16 protein-coding genes are annotated in these 16838 nt (G+C 70.1%); 8 read left to right on the forward strand and 8 right to left on the reverse strand.

Translation table 11 applies throughout. From position 1 onward, the window contains the following. Positions 1-172: 172 nt before the first annotated feature. Both ACFWFI_RS28725 and ACFWFI_RS28730 read left to right on the forward strand, forming a co-directional pair. A complete protein-coding gene (locus tag ACFWFI_RS28725; RefSeq protein WP_387395565.1) occupies positions 173-1471 on the forward strand; it encodes a M18 family aminopeptidase in 1299 nt (432 codons plus the stop codon). A 105-nt stretch (positions 1472-1576) separates the two neighbouring features. Next, positions 1577-1798, forward strand: coding sequence for a DUF6458 family protein (locus ACFWFI_RS28730; RefSeq protein ID WP_387395568.1), 222 nt, complete (start codon positions 1577-1579; stop codon positions 1796-1798). A 112-nt stretch (positions 1799-1910) separates the two neighbouring features. On the opposite strand, the gene ACFWFI_RS28735 is transcribed toward ACFWFI_RS28730, so the two are convergent. Next, the gene (locus ACFWFI_RS28735) at positions 1911-3722 is read right to left on the reverse strand and encodes an NHL domain-containing thioredoxin family protein (protein WP_387395571.1); all 1812 of its coding nucleotides are present in this window, start codon (positions 3720-3722) and stop codon (positions 1911-1913) included. Between the two features lie 64 nt (positions 3723-3786). Between ACFWFI_RS28735 and ACFWFI_RS28740 the strand changes: the two genes are divergently transcribed. Continuing rightward, a complete protein-coding gene (locus ACFWFI_RS28740) occupies positions 3787-4293 on the forward strand; it encodes an LURP-one-related/scramblase family protein (protein ID WP_387395573.1) in 507 nt (168 codons plus the stop codon). A gap of 70 nt (positions 4294-4363) precedes the next feature. On the opposite strand, the gene ACFWFI_RS28745 is transcribed toward ACFWFI_RS28740, so the two are convergent. Beyond that, positions 4364-5161, reverse strand: a complete 798-nt coding sequence (locus tag ACFWFI_RS28745) for a carbon-nitrogen family hydrolase (protein ID WP_387395575.1) — start codon at positions 5159-5161, stop codon at positions 4364-4366. Between the two features lie 199 nt (positions 5162-5360). Here ACFWFI_RS28745 and ACFWFI_RS28750 point away from each other — a divergent pair, with 199 nt between their 5' ends. Next, complete coding sequence (locus ACFWFI_RS28750) at positions 5361-6185, forward strand: maleylpyruvate isomerase family mycothiol-dependent enzyme (RefSeq protein ID WP_387395577.1); 825 nt, start codon at positions 5361-5363, stop codon at positions 6183-6185. Positions 6186-6245: 60 nt separating this feature from the next. Here ACFWFI_RS28750 and ACFWFI_RS28755 read toward each other — a convergent pair whose 3' ends face one another. After that, on the reverse strand, positions 6246-7553 hold the full coding sequence (locus tag ACFWFI_RS28755) for an MFS transporter (RefSeq protein ID WP_387395579.1): 1308 nt from the start codon (positions 7551-7553) through the stop codon (positions 6246-6248). Next, the gene (locus ACFWFI_RS28760) at positions 7550-8233 is read right to left on the reverse strand and encodes a GntR family transcriptional regulator (protein ID WP_387395582.1); all 684 of its coding nucleotides are present in this window, start codon (positions 8231-8233) and stop codon (positions 7550-7552) included. The genes ACFWFI_RS28755 and ACFWFI_RS28760 overlap by 4 nt, the downstream gene beginning before the upstream one ends. Positions 8234-8468: 235 nt before the next feature. On the opposite strand from ACFWFI_RS28760, the gene ACFWFI_RS28765 reads away from it, so the two are divergent. Continuing rightward, positions 8469-9368, forward strand: a complete 900-nt coding sequence (locus ACFWFI_RS28765) for a D-alanyl-D-alanine carboxypeptidase family protein (RefSeq protein ID WP_387395584.1) — start codon at positions 8469-8471, stop codon at positions 9366-9368. A gap of 60 nt (positions 9369-9428) precedes the next feature. Here the strand turns inward: ACFWFI_RS28765 and ACFWFI_RS28770 are convergent, their stop codons facing one another. From ACFWFI_RS28770 to pdhA, 3 genes are read right to left on the reverse strand one after another with little or no spacing between them, the layout of a single operon-like run. Further along, positions 9429-10832: a dihydrolipoamide acetyltransferase family protein gene (locus ACFWFI_RS28770; protein WP_387395585.1), complete on the reverse strand. Its 1404-nt coding sequence runs from the start codon at positions 10830-10832 to the stop codon at positions 9429-9431. Positions 10833-10842: 10 nt separating this feature from the next. Beyond that, positions 10843-11823, reverse strand: coding sequence for an alpha-ketoacid dehydrogenase subunit beta (locus ACFWFI_RS28775; protein ID WP_387395587.1), 981 nt, complete (start codon positions 11821-11823; stop codon positions 10843-10845). A 2-nt stretch (positions 11824-11825) separates the two neighbouring features. Next, entirely contained in the window at positions 11826-12974 is a 1149-nt protein-coding gene (gene pdhA, locus ACFWFI_RS28780; RefSeq protein WP_387395589.1) for a pyruvate dehydrogenase (acetyl-transferring) E1 component subunit alpha, read from the reverse strand. Between the two features lie 345 nt (positions 12975-13319). On the opposite strand from pdhA, the gene ACFWFI_RS28785 reads away from it, so the two are divergent. From ACFWFI_RS28785 to ACFWFI_RS28795, 3 genes are all read left to right on the forward strand, one after another. Further along, a complete protein-coding gene (locus ACFWFI_RS28785) occupies positions 13320-13979 on the forward strand; it encodes a response regulator (protein ID WP_387395592.1) in 660 nt (219 codons plus the stop codon). 84 nt (positions 13980-14063) lie between these two features. Beyond that, a complete protein-coding gene (locus ACFWFI_RS28790) occupies positions 14064-14570 on the forward strand; it encodes a pyridoxamine 5'-phosphate oxidase family protein (RefSeq protein ID WP_387395595.1) in 507 nt (168 codons plus the stop codon). Positions 14571-14595: 25 nt separating this feature from the next. Then, a complete protein-coding gene (locus ACFWFI_RS28795; protein ID WP_387395597.1) occupies positions 14596-15651 on the forward strand; it encodes a phosphotransferase in 1056 nt (351 codons plus the stop codon). A gap of 71 nt (positions 15652-15722) precedes the next feature. On the opposite strand, the gene ACFWFI_RS28800 is transcribed toward ACFWFI_RS28795, so the two are convergent. Further along, positions 15723-16838: protein kinase domain-containing protein (locus tag ACFWFI_RS28800; RefSeq protein ID WP_387395600.1), on the reverse strand; the 1116-nt coding region annotated here is incomplete at its 5' end.

Raw genomic sequence — 16838 nt, forward strand, 5'->3', positions numbered from 1 at the left:
CCCCCGCCGAGGGGCGGGCCGTACTTGTGATCCCGGTGGCTGCCGAGGGGACGATGCCCTGGGTGCGACGCCGACGAGGGGAAGGGCGCCGGCGACGCTTTCCGGACGATGACCGTGAGCGGGCCCCGTACACCGTGAGGCGTCCCGGTCCGCCGTCGTTAAAGTGAAGAACATGAGCTCTCCCCTCCGCTTCGACCGCGGGCACACCGACGACCTGATGGCTTTCCTGATGGCCAGCCCCTCCCCGTACCACGCCGTGGCCACCGCTGCCGCGCGGCTGGAGAAGGCCGGGTTCCGGCAGGTCGAGGAGACGGATGCGTGGGACGGCTCCAAGGGCGGGAAGTACGTCCTGCGGGGCGGTGCGATCGTGGCCTGGTACGTGCCGGAGGGCGCCGGCGCCCACACCCCGTACCGGATCGTGGGGGCCCACACCGACTCCCCCAACCTGCGGGTCAAGCCCCTGCCGGACACCGGCGCGTACGGCTGGCGCCAGGTCGCCGTCGAGATCTACGGCGGGACGCTCCTGAACACCTGGCTCGACCGGGATCTCGGTCTCGCCGGCCGGATCTCGCTGCGTGACGGCACGCACCGGCTGGTGAACATCGACCGGCCGCTGCTGCGGGTGCCCCAGCTGGCCGTGCACCTGGACCGGTCCGCCAACCCCGACGGCCTCAAGCTCGACCGTCAGAAGCACATGCAGCCGATCTGGGGGCTCGGTGAGGTCGAGGAGGGCGACCTCATCCGCTTCGTCGCCGAGGAGGCCGGCGTCGACCCCTCGGAGATCACCGGCTGGGACCTCATGCCGCACCCCGTCGAGCCGCCGGCCTATCTGGGCCGGGACCGTGAGCTGCTCGCCGGCCCGCGCATGGACAACCTGCTCTCGGTGCACGCCGCGACAGCCGCGCTGGCCGCCGTGGCCACGCAGCCGGACGACGAGATCCCGTACATCCCCGTGCTGGCCGCCTTCGACCACGAGGAGAACGGCTCCCAGTCCGACACCGGTGCGGACGGCCCGCTGCTCGGCACGGTCCTGGAGCGCTCCGTGTTCGCCCGCGGGGGTTCGTACGAGGACCGCGCCCGGGCCTTCGCCGGGACCGTCTGTCTCTCCTCGGACACCGGCCACGCCGTCCACCCCAACTACGCCGAGCGGCACGACCCGACGCACCACCCGGTGGCCAACGGCGGACCGATCCTCAAGGTCAACGTCAACATGCGCTACGCGACCGACGGCGGCGGCCGCGCCGTGTTCGCCGCGGCCTGCGAGAAGGCGGGCGTGCCCTGGCAGACGTTCGTCTCCAACAACTCGATGCCGTGCGGCACGACGATCGGCCCGATCACCGCGGCACGCCACGGCATCCAGACCGTCGACATCGGCGTGGCGATCCTGTCGATGCACAGCGCGCGTGAACTCTGCGGCGCCGACGACCCGTATCTCCTGGCCAACGCGCTCACCGCGTTCCTCGCGGGCTGATCCCTCCACCGCCCCAACCGCCCTCACGGACATGGTTGTTGCCGGGCCGGGTACGCGATCCGTACATCGGCCCGGATTCACCGGGCCGTCGAGGAGGCGGAAATCATGGGGCTCGGAGGATGCATTCTCCTGATCGGTGCCGGGGCGATTCTGGCGTTCGCGACGGACTGGGAGCTGGACACCGTCAACGTCGACCTGGTCGGCTGGATCATGATGCTCGTCGGCATCGTCGGGGTCTTCGTCTACATGAGCATCGCGCGTCGCCGCCGCATGGTCGTGCCGCCCACCACCACTGTCGTCTCGGAGGACGAGCGCCGCTACCAGTGACCTGACGGGCAGGTAGACGCCCGGCGCCGAGGGCAGCGCCGGGGACCAGGCGCAGTGGGCGGCCGGCTACCGGCCGCCCGAGCTGCGCGACGGCGCTGCCGAGTTGTGAGCCTCAGCCCTGCTCGTCCATCCCTGCCAGCACCAGCGGGAGCCTGGAGGCCCCTCCGGTGGTGACGCTCACGGGAACGCCCCAGTCCTGCTGGTGCACATGGCAGGCCGGGTACTCGTTCGCCGGGTCGTCGTCGCAGGAGGCCGCCATCGCGGACACATGCAGGACGCCCTCGGTGACCCCGTCCGCCAGGACCAGGTCACGGCTCAGGTCCGTACCCGGACCCGACCCCTCGGCCAGCAGGTCCGGCGGGGTCGAGGAGACCAACAGCCGGGTCGAGGGGCCGTACCGGGTATCCAGCTTCTGCCCGGCGGGCGCCTGGAAGACCACGTCCAGCCGCAGCGTCCCGGCGGCGACCTCGGTGGCCGCCCGCTGCGTGCGGTGGGCCTGGTCCGCGACCCGCACGGCCTCCTCGGGCAGCCTCAGCCGGGTCAGCCGGTGCCGTGCGGACTCGACGACGACCAGGTCGCCCTCCACCAGGACCGCGTCGCTGGGCTCCCGCAGATCCGTGGCCAGCGTGGTGACCTCACCGCTCTCCGGGTCGTACCGTCGCAGCGCGTGGTTGTAGGTGTCACTCACGGCGACGGAACCGTCCGGGAGGGCCGTGACGCCCAGCGGGTGCTGGAAGAGCGCCTGACCGGCGGGGCCGTCGCGGTGGCCGAAGTCGAAGAGACCCGTACCGACGGCCGTGTGCACGGCGCCCTCCAGGTCCACGTAGCGCAGCGAGGAGGTCTCGGAGTCGGCGACCCAGAGACGGTCGCCGGCCGCGGCCAGGCCGGAGGGCTGCGCGAACCACGCCTCGTCCCCGGGCCCGTCGACCAGGCCTTCGTTGGTCGTCCCTGCGGCGACCCGAACCGTCCCCTGCTCGGGGTCGTACGTCCACAGCTGGTGCACGCCTGCCATCGCGATCCACAGCCGGTCGCCGAACCAGGCGATGTCCCACGGGGACGACAGGTCCACCTCCGTGGCCGGACCGCTGGTGGCGGAGCCCTGCCACCACTGGCGGCCGGTCCCGGCGAGTGTGGTCGTCACACCCGTCGCGAGGTCGAGCGCCCTGATCGCGTGGTTGACGGTGTCAGCGACGGCGATCCGGCCGTCGGGCAGGACGGCGAGGCCCTGCGGTTCGCTGAACCGGGTCTCCTCGGCGCTGCCGTCCGCGAACCCACGCTCACCGGCACCGAAGTGGCCCCGTACGGTCTCGCCGTCGGCCTCCAGCTCGACCAGGCGGTGCCGTGTGGTGTCCGAGACCAGGAAGCCGCCGTCGGGAAGGGCGAGCGCCTTGCCGGGGAACCGCAGATGTGTGGCGACCGGCTCCGGAGCGACGTACGGGCCGTCGCCTCGGCGCAGGGTGCCCTTCGCCGCGTGCTCGGCCTCCAGCTCCTCGACCAGCTTCTCGATGGCGTGCGCGTGGCCCTCACCAGCGTGCTGCGCCACGACATAGCCCTCGGGGTCCACGACGACGAGCGTGGGCCAGGCCCGGACGGCGTACTGCTTCCAGGTGACGAGCTCGGGGTCGTCGAGGACGGGGTGATGCACCTCGTACCGCTCGACGGCGTCGACCACGGCCTGGTGTTCCGCCTCGTGCACGAACTTCGGCGAGTGGACACCGATGATCACCACGGTGTCGCGGTGCTTCTCCTCCAGCTCACGCAGCTCATCGAGCACATGCAGACAGTTCACACAGCAGAATGTCCAGAAATCCAGGATGACAATGCGTCCCCGCAGGTCAGCGAGGGTGTACTGCCGGTCGCCTGTATTGAGCCAGCCGCCCTTGCCGATCAGTTCGGGGGCGCGGACACGTGCACGTGCTGTCATGACAACAGTCAACAGCACCGTGGCCTGCGCGCATTCCGGCAGGGCGTCGGGGAACCTGTGATCCATGAGACTTCTCGTACGTGAGCGAGTGTTCGGCGTCGGCGACGACTACTGGATCGAGGACGCGGACGGCCGGAAGCTCTTCCTCGTCGACGGCAAGGCGATGCGGCTGCGTGACACCTTCGAGCTGAAGGACACGAGCGGCCAGGTGCTGGTGGAGATCCGCCAGAAGCTGATCAGCCTCCGCGACACCATGCTCATCGAACGCGACGGCGACGAGCTCGCCAAGGTGAAGCGGAAGCGGCTCTCACTGCTGCGCAACCACTACCGGGTGACCCTGGTGGACGGCACCGAGCTGGACGTCAGCGGCAAGATCCTGGACCGCGAGTTCGCCATCGACTACGACGGTGAGCTGCTCGCCCAGATCTCCCGGCGCTGGCTGACGGTCCGCGACACCTACGGCGTCGACATCGTGCGGGAGGACGCCGACGTGCCCCTGCTCATCGCGGTGGCGGTGTGCGTGATCGTCCTCGCGGACAAGGAGCACGACAAGGAGCACGGCGAGGACTGAAGGATGTATCAGCTCCGACCGATTGGCCCGGTTGACGTGAAACCGGGCCATCGGGACGTGTGCGTACGGCTCAGGCCAGGCGCCGCGGGGCAAGGCCCAGGCGGCGGTCCTTGAGGGCCGGGAACTGTTCCCGGGTGGTGATGGCCTTGGCCGGGTCGAACTCCACGTTCAGCACTTCCTCGTCCGCCCCGGCCTCGGCGAGTACCTCACCCCAGGGGTCGACGACGATGCTGTGGCCCGCCTGTTCGACCCCCGCATGGGTGCCCGCCGACCCGACCGCCAGGACATAGGCCTGGTTCTCGACGGCACGGGCCTGCGCCAGCAGCGTCCAGTGCGAGCGGCGGCGCTCCGGCCAGCCGGCCGAGATGACCAGGGTCTCGGCTCCCGCGTCGACGAGTCCCCGGAACTGCTCCGGAAAGCGCAGGTCGTAGCAGGTGGCGAGGCCGAGGATGGTCTCCGGCAGTGCGACGGTGACGAGTTCCTCGCCGGCCCCCATCAGCACGGCCTCGCCCTTGTCGAAACCGAAGCGGTGGATCTTGCGGTACGCGGCGGCCCGCTCGCCCTCGGGCGAGAACACCAGTGAGGTGTTGTAGAGGGTGCCGTCCTCGGCCCGCTCGACGAAGGACCCGGCGTGCAGCCAGACCCCGGCTTCGGCTGCCGCCTTCGCCATGATGTCGTGTGTGGGCCCGCCCAGCGGTTCGGCCTCGTCGGCGAACGCGGTGTAAGCGAAGGCGCCGACCGGCCAGAGCTCGGGGAGGACGACCAGGTCCGCTCCCCGCTGGGCCACGACCAGCGAAGCCGCGCGCTCTCTACGGGAATTGACCGATTCATCCGGGTTTACTGCAATCTGGATGAGGGAGGCGTGCACACTACCACCGTCCTGGCATGGAAGCCGTCAACGCGGGCCTACGATCGTCACACGAAAGCACTGCCGGGGTGCCTGCTCGCAGCGTAACTTAGCGAGCGAACCTCCCACGCAGCCCGCAGACAGCACCGTCGGTGCCGGCCATCCCGTCGGCACTCCCTGCTCGCCAGCCCATGCACCGCAGAACCGCACGAGGGGTCCCGTGACCGTCCATCCCAGCCTCCAGACCTATGCCGATGCCTGGACCCACTCCGTCGAGTCGATAGCCGAGCTGGTCAAGCCACTCGTCGAGGGGGAGTGGAACCGCCGGACACCCTGCCCGGGCTGGTCGGTACGCGACATCGTCTCGCACGTCATCGGCATGGAGTGCGAGCAGCTCGGCGACCCCCGGCCGATCCACACGCTGCCGCGCGACCTGTACCACGTGCAGAACGACCACCAGCGCTACATGGAGATGCAGGTCGACGTACGGCGCCACCACACCGCGCCGGAGATGACGTCGGAGCTGGAGTACACGCTCATCCGGCGCATGCGTCAGCTGCGCAACGAGTCGCGCGCCCCCGAGACCATGGTGCGGGCGCCCCTCGGCGCCGAGCAGACGCTGGAACTGGCACTGCGCATGCGGGCCTTCGACGTCTGGGTGCACGAGCAGGACCTGCGTACGACGCTGGGACAGCACGGCAATCTGGATTCCCCCGGCGCCCTGATCGTCCGGGACACGCTGCTGATCGGGCTGGCGAAGGTGGTCGCCAAGTCGGCGGGCGCGCCGCCCAATTCGGCCGTGGTCTTCGATGTGCACGGCCCGCTCGAGTTCCTGCGCACGGTCAGGGTCGACGGCGAGGGGCGCGGTTCGGTCGACGGTGCGCCGTCGCTGGGCCCTGTGGCGACCCTCGCGATGGACTGGGAGACGTACTACCGGCTGGCCTGCGGCCGGGTCCGGGCACAGGCCGTGGAGGACCGGATCAAGATCGACGGCGACCAGGACCTGGCGGCCGAGATCCTGCGTCACTTCGCCGTGACCCCGTAGCACCACGACCGGCGGCGCCCGTCCGCCGGCGGACCGGGACGGGCGCGCCGACGGGCGCTGTCAGGCGGGCACGTGTACGGCTTCCACCCGGCTGACCACGTGGTGGTCGCGTTCCCTGTGCGTGGCGCTGGCGTGCAGCCTCAGGATCTGCACGACGCCCAGCGCCTCCAGGACGAAGACCGAGGCGAACGCGATGCGGTAGTTGTCCCCGGTCGCGTCCAGCAGGACGCCGACCGCGAACAGTGTCGTCATCGAGGCGATGAAGCCGCCCATGTTGACGATGCCGGAGGCGGTGCCCTGACGTTCCGGCGGATTGGCCGGCCGGCCGAAGTCGAAGCCGATCATCGAGGCCGGGCCGCAGGAGCCGAGTACCACGCACAGGGTGATCAGCAGCCACATCGGCGCGTGGTCGCCGGGATAGAAGATCGTGGACGCCCAGAGCAGCGCGGTCAGCGCGACCGTGCCCAGGGCCAGCGGGGCGCGTGCCGCGTGGTGGCGCGCGATGACCTGCCCGTAGACCAGCCCCACCACCATGTTGGAGAGCACCACCAGGGTGAGCAGTTCACCGGCGGTGCCCCTGCTGAGCCCCTGTGCCTCGACCAGGAACGGCATGCCCCACAGCAGCAGGAAGACCATGGCGGGGAACTGCGTGGTGAAGTGCACCCACATGCCCAGGCGCGTGCCCGGCTCCCGCCAGGAGGCGGCGATCTGCTTCCGCACGTACGCCGCTCCGGCGTGCTCGGCGGGCGGCGGCTCGTGGCCCTCGGGGTGGTCCTTGAGGAAGAGCAGCAGGAGCACCAGCACCACCACGCCCGCCAACGAGCTGCCGACGAAGGTCGTGGTCCAGCCGAACCCGTGCAGCGCACGGGCGATGAAGAGGGTCGAGACGAGGTTGCCCGCCATCCCGAAGAGCGCGGCCACCTGCCCGATCAGCGGCCCGCGCCGGGCCGGGAACCACCGGGCGCCGAGCCGCAGCACGCTGATGAACGTCATCGCGTCGCCGCAGCCGAGCAGCGCGCGGGAGGCGAGCGCCATGCCGTACGAGGGGGAGAGCGCGAAGCCCAGCTGCCCCACCGTGAAGAGCACCACCCCGATGGTGAGGACCTTCTTGGTGCCGAGCCGGTCGACCATGAGGCCCACGGGTATCTGCATGCCGGCGTAGACGAGCAGCTGAAGGATGGAGAACGTCGACAGGGCCGAGGCGTTGACGTCGAAGCGGTCGGCGGCGTCGAGTCCGGCGACTCCCAGGCTCGTACGGAAGATGATGGCGACGAAGTAGACGGCGACGCCGATGCCCCAGACCCGTGCGGCACGCCGGCCGCCGGGCGGGTCTCCGGGCAGGGAGAGAGTGGGGGCGGCGGAGGTCACCGGTCATCACCCCGGACCAGCACCTTGACCCGGCTGACGTGGTGCCGTACGACCTGTGCGGCGCCCTCGGCGTCCCCGGCCCTGATGGCCTCCAGCAGGTCACCGTGCTCGGCGATGTTGGCGGCGATCCGGCCGGGGTGCGCCTCCATCACGGCGACGCCCATCCGCAACTGCCGGTCCCGGAGCTGGTCGTAGAGACGCGAGAGGATCTCGTTGCCCGCGTTCTTCACGATCTCGGCGTGGAAGCACCGGTCCTTGACCGACACCGCGGCCAGGTCGCCCGCCTCGGCGAGCTCCCGCTGCTCCTCCAGGAGCTGTTCGAGCCGTGCGATCAGCTGTGCCGACGCGGGCACGGCCTTGCGTGCGGCGAACTCCTCGACGAGCAGCCGGGTCTCCACCACGTCGGAGATCTCCTGCGCGGAGACCGCGAGCACCAGCGCGCCCTTCTTGGGGTAGAGCTTGATCAGCCCTTCGACCTCGAGGCGGAGCAGCGCTTCCCGCACCGGGGTCCGGGATACGCCGACCGCCTCGGCCAGGTCGCCTTCGGTGAGGAGCGTGCCGCCCTCGTAGCGGCGGTCGAGTACCGCTTCCTTGATGTGGGTGTAGACGCGCTCGGCAGCGGGCGGCGGCTTGGGGTCCGCCTTTCGGATCGTGGGGGAGGCAGGGGGCGCGACAGGCATGCACACAGCATAGATACAAGATGGGTGCGTCCGCTCCCCCGTCCGCGATCCGGACCCGGCCGCCTCGCGGCGGCGGGGGCCCGCGATCCGAATCGGATCCGCGGGCGCGGGCCCACCCCGCACCCATGACGCGGCTCACTCTTACGGGTGTACAGCCATTCGGCGCTCTCGTGAGTCTCATGACAGGGCGGCACTCCCGTGCGGTCGCCCTTTCAGGACATTTGGAGCGTCTACTTTGACACACGGCATTACGGGCACACGTCGCGCTTCCGTCGCGGCCGTGGTCGCCTTGACGGCAGGGGCCGTCCTCGCGAGCGGAGCGTTCGCCTCCGCGGCCCAGGCAGCGACACCGCCGACGCCCACGATCACCGCCAAGGGCGGCTTCGTGATGAACGACGGCACCGCGAAGACGCTCTACGGCAAGGCCGCGGACACCCGCCGCTCCACCGGCTCCACGACGAAGATAATGACCGCCAAGGTGGTCCTGGCGCAGAAGAACCTGAACCTGGATACCAAGGTCACGGTCCAGAAGGCGTACAGCGACTACATCGTCTCGAAGACCGCCTCGTCGGCCCGGCTGATCGTCGGCGACAAGGTCACGGTCCGCCAGCTCCTGTACGGCCTGATGCTGCCTTCGGGCTGCGACGCCGCCTACGCCCTGGCCGACAAGTTCGGCACCGGCTCCACGCGCGCGGCCCGGGTGAAGTCCTTCATCGGCAAGATGAACGCCTCCGCGAAGAGCCTCGGCCTGAAGAACACCCACTTCGACTCGTTCGACGGCATCGGCGGCGGCTCGAACTACTCCACGCCTCGCGACCTGACGAAGATCGCCAGCAGCGCGATGAAGAACTCCACGTTCCGCACGATCGTGAAGACGAAGTCGACGAAGCAGAAGGTCACGACCAAGACCGGCGGCTACCGCTACATGTCGTGGTCCAACACCAACGCCATGCTGGGCAGCTACACCGGCATGATCGGTGTGAAGACCGGCTCCGGCCCGACCGCCAAGTACTGCCTGGTCTTCGCCGCGACCCGGAACGGCAAGACGGTCATCGGGACCGTTCTCACCTCGACGTCCGCGACCACCCGGACGGCCGACGCGAAGAAGCTCCTGGACTACGGCTTCAAGAAGTAACCCCCGCACACACGGAAGGGGCCCACCGCATCGCGCGGCGGGCCCCTTCTGCGTGGCTTGTCAGGCCCAGGTGATCAGCCTCTTGGGCTGCTCCAGGACTGCCGCGACGTCCGCGAGCACCTTGGAACCGAGCTCGCCGTCGACCAGCCGGTGGTCGAAGGAGAGCGCCAGCGTGGTCACCTGACGGGGCTTCACCTTGCCCTTGTGGACCCAGGGCTGGAGCTTGATCGCCCCGACCGCGAGGATCGCGGACTCGCCCGGGTTCAGGATGGGCGTGCCCGTGTCGACGCCGAAGACACCGACGTTGGTGATGGTCACCGTGCCGCCGGCCATGGCCGCCGGCGACGTCCTGCCCTCGCGCGCCGTGGACACCAGCTCGCCCAGTGCCTCGCCCAGCTGCGGCAGGGTCTTGTCGTGCGCGTCCTTGATGTTCGGCACGATCAGACCACGCGGGGTGGCGGCGGCGATGCCCAGGTTGACGTAGTGCTTCTGGACGATCTCCTGGTTGGCCTCGTCCCAGGCGGCGTTGACCCCCGGGTTGCGCCTGATCGCGACCAGGAGCGCCTTGGCGATGATCAGGAGCGGATTGACCCGGACTCCCGCCATGTCCTTGTCTTCCTTGAGCTCCGCCACCAGCTTCATCGTCCGCGTCACGTCGACGGTCACGAACTCGGTGACATGCGGCGCGGTGAACGCGCTGCCGACCATGGCCTGCGCGATGGCCTTGCGTACGCCCTTGACCGGGATACGGGTCTCCCGGCCGGCCGTGCCTGCGGGCGCGGCGGCCGGTGCGGGGGCGACAGCTGCCTCCTCGGCCCGCGCGGGGGCCTCGGCGGGGGCCGGCGCGGCAGCCGCGTGAACGTCCTCGCGGGTGATGACACCGCCCTCGCCGGTCGGGGTCACCGTGGCGAGGTCGATGCCCAGGTCCTTCGCCAGCTTGCGCACCGGCGGCTTGGCGAGCGGGCGGCTCTCCGGGACCTTCGCGCCGTGGCCGTTGATCTCGGCCTGGATCGCGGCGGCGGCCGGACCCGGGATCTCGGCACCCTTGCGGGCACGGCGCTTGGTGGAGGTCTCGGCCACGCCGTAACCCACCAGCACCGGCTGGCGCCCCTTGGGCGCTTCCGGCTCGGCTTCCGGTTCGGGCTCCGCCACGGGCTGCTGGGCGGCCTCCGGAGCGGCCGGGACGTCACCGCTGCCCGGCGCCACGTCCACCGCGATGATCACCTCGCCGACATCGACGGTCGTGCCCTCGGGGAAGCGCAGCTCGTGCACCACCCCGTCGAACGGGATCGGCAGCTCCACCGCGGCCTTGGCCGTCTCGACCTCGCACACGACCTGGCCGTCGGTGACGGTGTCGCCGGGCTGGACGAACCACTTGAGGATTTCCGCCTCGGTCAGTCCTTCGCCCACATCGGGCATCTTGAACTCACGGAAACGAGCAGACGTTTCGGTCATCGTCGTCACGACCCTCTCCTCAGTACGCCAGCGAGCGGTCGACGGCGTCGAGCACCCGGTCGAGACCCGGCAGGTACTCGTCCTCGAGCCGGGCCGGAGGGTAGGGGGCGTGGTAGCCGCCGACCCTCAGCACCGGCGCTTCGAGATGGTAGAAGCAGCGCTCGGTGATCCGGGCGGCGATCTCGGCCCCGGAGCCGTAGAACACCGGCGCCTCGTGGACCACCACGAGCCGGCCGGTCTTCTCGACCGAGGTCTGTACGGCGTCGAAGTCGATCGGGGACATCGACCGCAGGTCCAGGACCTCGATCGACTTGCCCTCCTCCTGCGCCGCGGCGGCCGCCTCCAGGCAGACCTTCACCATCGGGCCGTACGCCACGAGCGTGAGGTCGGAGCCCTCACGGGCCACGGCGGCCTTGTGGAGCGGGCCGGGGATGGACTCGGTGTCGAGCTCCCCCTTGTCCCAGTAACGCCGCTTGGGCTCGAAGAAGATGATCGGGTCGTCGCTCTGGACGGCCTGCTGCATCATCCAGTAGGCGTCGCTCGCGTTGGAGGGCGAGACGACCTTCAGGCCCGCCACGTGCGCGAACAGCGCTTCGGGCGACTCGCTGTGGTGCTCGACGGCACCGATGCCGCCGCCGTACGGGATGCGGACGACGACCGGCATCTTGATCTTGCCGAGGGCGCGGGCGTGCATCTTGGCGAGCTGCGTGACGATCTGGTCGTACGCGGGGAAGACGAAGCCGTCGAACTGGATCTCGACGATCGGGCGGTAGCCGCGCAGGGCCAGACCGATCGCCGTACCGACGATGCCGGACTCCGCGAGCGGGGTGTCGATGACCCGGTCCTCGCCGAAGTCCTTCTGGAGCCCGTCCGTGATGCGGAAGACCCCGCCGAGCTTGCCGACGTCCTCACCCATGATGAGGACCTTGGGGTCGGTCTCGAGAGCCTTGCGCAGCGACTCGTTGAGCGCCTTCGCGATGGACATCTTCTCAGCGGCCATGGCTAGTTGCCCTCCTCGGCGAACGATGCCTGGTAGGCGGCGAACTGGGCGCGCTCCTCGTCGACGAGCGGATTGCCGTCGGCGTACGCGTGGTCGAAGATCGCCAGCCGGTCCGGGTCGGGCATGGCCCGCACCGCTTCACGCACCCGCTTGCCGAGGGTCTCGCTCTCCTCCTCCAGCGCGGTGAAGAACGCCGCGTCCGCGAGGTCCTGCTTCTCCAGGTACGTGCGCAGCCTCAGGATCGGGTCCTTGGCCTCCCAGGCCGCCCGCTCCTCGTCCGCCCGGTACTTGGTCGGGTCGTCGGAGGTGGTGTGGGCACCCATCCGGTAGGTGAACGCCTCGACGAGGGTGGGCCCCTCGCCCCGCCGGGCACGCTCGAGCGCCGACCTGGTGACGGCCAGGCACGCCAGTACGTCGTTGCCGTCGACCCGGACACCGGGGAAGCCGAAACCCTGCGCGCGCTGGTAGAGCGGCACGCGCGTCTGCTTCTCGGTCGGCTCGGAGATCGCCCACTGGTTGTTCTGGCAGAAGAACACGACGGGGGCGTTGTAGACGGCGGAGAAGGTGAACGCCTCCGCGACATCGCCCTGGCTGGAGGCGCCGTCACCGAAGTACGCGATCACGGCCGAGTCCGCGCCGTCCTTGGCGACGCCCATGGCGTAGCCGGTGGCGTGCAGCGTCTGCGAGCCGATGACGATCGTGTACAGGTGGAAGTTGTTGGTGCTCGGGTCCCAGCCGCCGTGGTTCACGCCACGGAACATGCCGAGCAGATTGGTCGGGTCGACGCCCCGGCACCAGGCGACGCCGTGCTCCCGGTAGGTCGGGAAGACGTAGTCGTCGTCGCGCAGCGCCCGGCCGGAGCCGATCTGCGCGGCCTCCTGGCCCAGCAGCGAGGCCCACAGACCCAGCTCGCCCTGGCGCTGAAGCGCGGTGGCCTCGGCGTCGAAACGACGGGTCAGGACCATGTCCCGGTAGAGACCTCGGAGCTCGTCCGCGCTGAGGTCGATCTCGAAGTCCGGGTGCTCGACGCGCTCACCTTCGGGCGTCAGCAGCTGTACCAGCTGGGGCTCGGAAGTTAGTGGCGTCTTCGCGGCGCTGGTCCGCTTGCTGCTGCGTCGCGGTTTGCGCGCGGCAGTGCTCTCCACGGTCACGTGCGTGCTCCTCCGTCGGTCCGGCCCCCGGGATGGCCGGGAACCAGTGCGGCTCGCCTGTGTCCGGACCCGTGCACGGGGTGGGTGCCGCTGGCCGGGAACAGGCGTGACAGGTGCCCCGGCGAGCGTCCTGTCATAAGCACGTTACCCAGTGCATCGCATAACTGCGAAACACCTTGTGACCTGCGTTTTTGCTTGGATTTCCAAGTAAATCGCGAAAATCGCGAACTCCCGCTGGTCACAGCACTGGTAACAGCCTGGCAGGCGGCCGGAACAACGGCACGTTATCCCGGCCGGCAGCCCCAGGGAAGGGCAAAGGACAGGGGAGTGTGTGAGACTGCGAATGTGCGCGAAGAAGGAAAAATCACGGTATTCCTGCTCGATGATCACGAAGTCGTCCGGCGCGGAGTTCATGAGCTGCTGACCGCCGAGGAGGACATCGAGGTCGTCGGCGAGGCCGGCACGGCCGCGGACGCGCTCGCGCGGATCCCGGCGACCCGGCCCGATGTCGCCGTCCTGGACGTGCGCCTGCCCGACGGCAGTGGTGTTGAGGTCTGCCGCGAGGTCCGCTCGAAGGACGAGAACATCAAATGCCTGATGCTCACTTCCTACGCCGACGACGAGGCCCTCTTCGACGCGATCATGGCGGGCGCGTCGGGATACGTACTGAAGGCCATCCGCGGAAACGAGCTGCTCAACGCCGTACGCGACGTGGCGGCAGGTAAATCCCTGCTGGACCCCGCGGCCACCGCCCGCGTGCTGGAACGGCTGCGCGAGGGCAAGGACGGCAAGGGCGACGACCGGCTCGCCGGGCTGACCGACCAGGAGCGCAGGATCCTCGACCTGATCGGCGAGGGGCTGACGAACCGGGTGATCGGCGAGCGGCTGCATCTCGCCGAGAAGACCATCAAGAACTACGTCTCCAGCCTGCTCTCCAAGCTGGGCATGGAGAGGCGTTCACAGGCGGCGGCGTACGTTGCGAGGCTTCAGGCCGAGAAGCGCTGAGCGGGCGGGGCAGGGACTTTGGTCCCGGTCCGTCGGGGCGGCGGACCCTTACACGGCCCCTACCTGTACCGGAGAGTGGGATTCATGCTTTCTTCCCGCCCCTCCGACACCGGGACCGCGAAGGGTTCCGGCTCCTCCGGCCTTTCCGGCGCCACCGGCACCGCCACCGCCGCCAGCTCCTCCGGCGCGGACAAGCTCCGCGCCGTCCAGCTGCTCGGCAGTGTCCGCTACGGCCGGCTGGCCATGAGCATGCGAGCCCTGCCCTTCCTCGCTGTGGCCAGGCACCTGGTGATCGAGGGCCGCGTCGTCCTGCGGATGCACAGGGGGCTCGGCTTCCACGAGTCCTGCGACGGAAGCGTCATCGCCTACGGGGCGGACAACTTCAACTCCCCTGTGACCGGCGGCACGGAAGACCTCTGGTCGGTGCAGTTCACCGGCCCCGTCGAGATCGTGGACCCGGCCCTCGACGAGCGTGAACGCTTCGGGAACGGCCCGGCCGAGGTGAACGGCGAACACTTCGATCCGGTGTATCTCCGGCTCGATCCGCACCTCGCCCATATGCACACTCTGGCCTTCGCCGCAAGTCCGTAAGGCCGGACACGTAGCGTCACCTAACATGTGGCGAGTGCTGCGCTCATCTGTGACCCTCCCGCCTGTCCCTCCGGTCGGCGAGGTCCTGCGCCGCTACCCGGACGCCGGTGAACCCCTTGCCTGCGAGCCTCTCAACAAGGGCCTGCTCAACCACGGTTACCGCGTGTCCACCACCCGTGGCTCGTACTTCCTCAAGCACCATCTCGACAAGCACCACCTCGACGACGCCAGCGGCGATCACGCCACGATCGTCCGGCAGCACCGGGCGACCCAGCAGCTGCATTCCCTCGGAGTGCCGGTGGCCCCACCCCTCGCGGACACACAGGGTGACACGGTCACGGTGATCGACGGGCAGTGCTACGCCCTGCACCGGTGGGTGGACGGCCTCCACAGGGACGGCGCCCAGCTGACGACCGCCCAGTCACGTCGGCTCGGGGCGCTCCTCGGAGCCGTGCACATGGGTCTGGAACAGGTCATGGAGGCGGACCCGCCGCCTCCGGTCCGGGGGCAGAGCCCTGATCCCGCCGACACGTTCACGCTGATCGACGAGCTGTTGACGGCCGCGCGGCGCCTGGGCCCGCGGGACGCGTTCGACGAGCTCGCCGTACACCGTCTCGTCGAGCGCCGTGCCCTGCTGGAACAGCACGCGCACCGCCGCCCGCCCACACCCGAGGGCTCTGCCAGGGGATGGGTGCACGGCGACTTCCACCCGCTGAATCTGCTCTACCGGGGCGCCGACCCCGTCGCGATCGTCGACTGGGACCGGCTCGGCGTCCAGCCACGCGCGGAGGAGGCCGTACGGGCGGCGGCGATCTTCTTCGTCCGGCCGGACGGGAAGCTGGCGCTGGAGAAGGTGCGGGCGTACGCCCGCGCCTACCGGCGGTCGGCGGGCGCGGGGGCGGCCGAGCTGGCGGCCGCGGTGCACCGGGTGTGGTGGGAGCGCCTCAACGACTTCTGGATACTGCGCTGGCGCTACGGCCTGCACGACCGCAGGGCCGACCCGCAGTTCCCCGCGGTGTCGGCCCTGGCGGTGTGGTGGACGCGGGAGTACGAGGCGGTCTGCGAGGCCTTCACGGCGTGAGGGCCTCCGTCACCGTTCTGGCGTCCGCCCTCATCGTTCGGCGTCCGCCGGCCACCCGCCGGCGCCCGTCCTCACTCCCCGGTGGTGCCCGTCGGCCCCGCGGCGGTGCCCGCCGCGGCTCCGGCCGGGGTGCCGGCGCTGCCGCCCTCGCTCGTCCCCGGGTCAGTGGGGTCGTCGGTGGGTTCGCCGGTGGAGCCCTCGTCGTCGCCCTCGCTCGTACCGCCGTCGGACGTCCCACCCGTACCCGGGTCCGCCGTTGTGGGCGTCTCCGACGGCTTGTCCGTCGGCTCGGTCGGGGCCTGAGTCGGGGTGAACGTCGGATCGTCGGTGGGCCAGTTCTGGCCGCCCGTTGAGTCGTCCGGCTCCTCGGTCTCCTCGGTCTCCTCGTCCGTCGGCTCCGGTGAGGAGGGGGTCGGCGTGGGGGAGACCGTGGCGGAGGGCGTGGTCGGGGACTTCTTGTTGCCACCGTCGCCGTTCGCCGCCTGGAGGGCGACCGCGACGCCCGCACCGATCGCGATCAGCGCGAGCAGGACGAACAGCCACATCTTGCCGCGACCGCCGCCGTTGCGATGACCTCCTGCGTACGCCCCGTCGTCGGGGTTCATGGGCGGCAGGATCGGGCCCTGCGAGGTGTCCCCGTGCATGGGGTGCCCCATGGCCGCCGTGCCGCCGCCGATGTTCATCGCCGCCGTGTGACCGCTGTCGTGGGCGTTGACCGGGCCGGTGTTCCACGTACCGGTGTGTCCGCCCTGCACCTGCAGCATCTGCAGGCTGTACTGGACGAGGCCGCGCATCTCCTCGGCGCTCTGGAACCGGTCGTCCGGCTCCTTCGCGAGGGAGCGCATGACAAGCCCGTCCAACTCCGGCGGGACCGCACCCGCGACCTGGGAGGGCGGGACCGGGATGTCCTGGACGTGCTGGTACACGACGGAGAGCGGGGTCTCGCCCGTGAACGGGGGCCGCAGTGCGAGCAGTTCGTAGAGCAGGCAGCCGGTGGCGTACAGGTCGGAGCGGTGGTCGACCGCCTTGCCGAGCGCCTGCTCGGGGGAGAGGTACTGGGGCGTGCCCATGACCATGCCGGTCTGGGTCATCGTCGACTGGGCGCCGTGCAGCGCGCGGGCGATGCCGAAGTCCATCACCTTGACCGCGCCGGAGTGCGTGATGATCACGTTCGCCGGCTTGATGTC

Source organism: Streptomyces sp. NPDC060209, assembly GCF_042728155.1.
Classification (GTDB): domain Bacteria; phylum Actinomycetota; class Actinomycetes; order Streptomycetales; family Streptomycetaceae; genus Streptomyces.

Coding starts and splice junctions, on each gene's coding strand:
- ACFWFI_RS28725 (WP_387395565.1), top strand. CDS start 173: ATGAGCTCTCCCCTCCGCTTCGACCGCGGGCACACCGACGACCTGATG.
- ACFWFI_RS28730 (WP_387395568.1), top strand. CDS start 1,577: ATGGGGCTCGGAGGATGCATTCTCCTGATCGGTGCCGGGGCGATTCTG.
- ACFWFI_RS28735 (WP_387395571.1), bottom strand. CDS start 3,722: ATGACAGCACGTGCACGTGTCCGCGCCCCCGAACTGATCGGCAAGGGC.
- ACFWFI_RS28740 (WP_387395573.1), top strand. CDS start 3,787: ATGAGACTTCTCGTACGTGAGCGAGTGTTCGGCGTCGGCGACGACTAC.
- ACFWFI_RS28760 (WP_387395582.1), bottom strand. CDS start 8,233: ATGCCTGTCGCGCCCCCTGCCTCCCCCACGATCCGAAAGGCGGACCCC.
- ACFWFI_RS28775 (WP_387395587.1), bottom strand. CDS start 11,823: ATGGCCGCTGAGAAGATGTCCATCGCGAAGGCGCTCAACGAGTCGCTG.
- ACFWFI_RS28790 (WP_387395595.1), top strand. CDS start 14,064: ATGCTTTCTTCCCGCCCCTCCGACACCGGGACCGCGAAGGGTTCCGGC.
- ACFWFI_RS28795 (WP_387395597.1), top strand. CDS start 14,596: ATGTGGCGAGTGCTGCGCTCATCTGTGACCCTCCCGCCTGTCCCTCCG.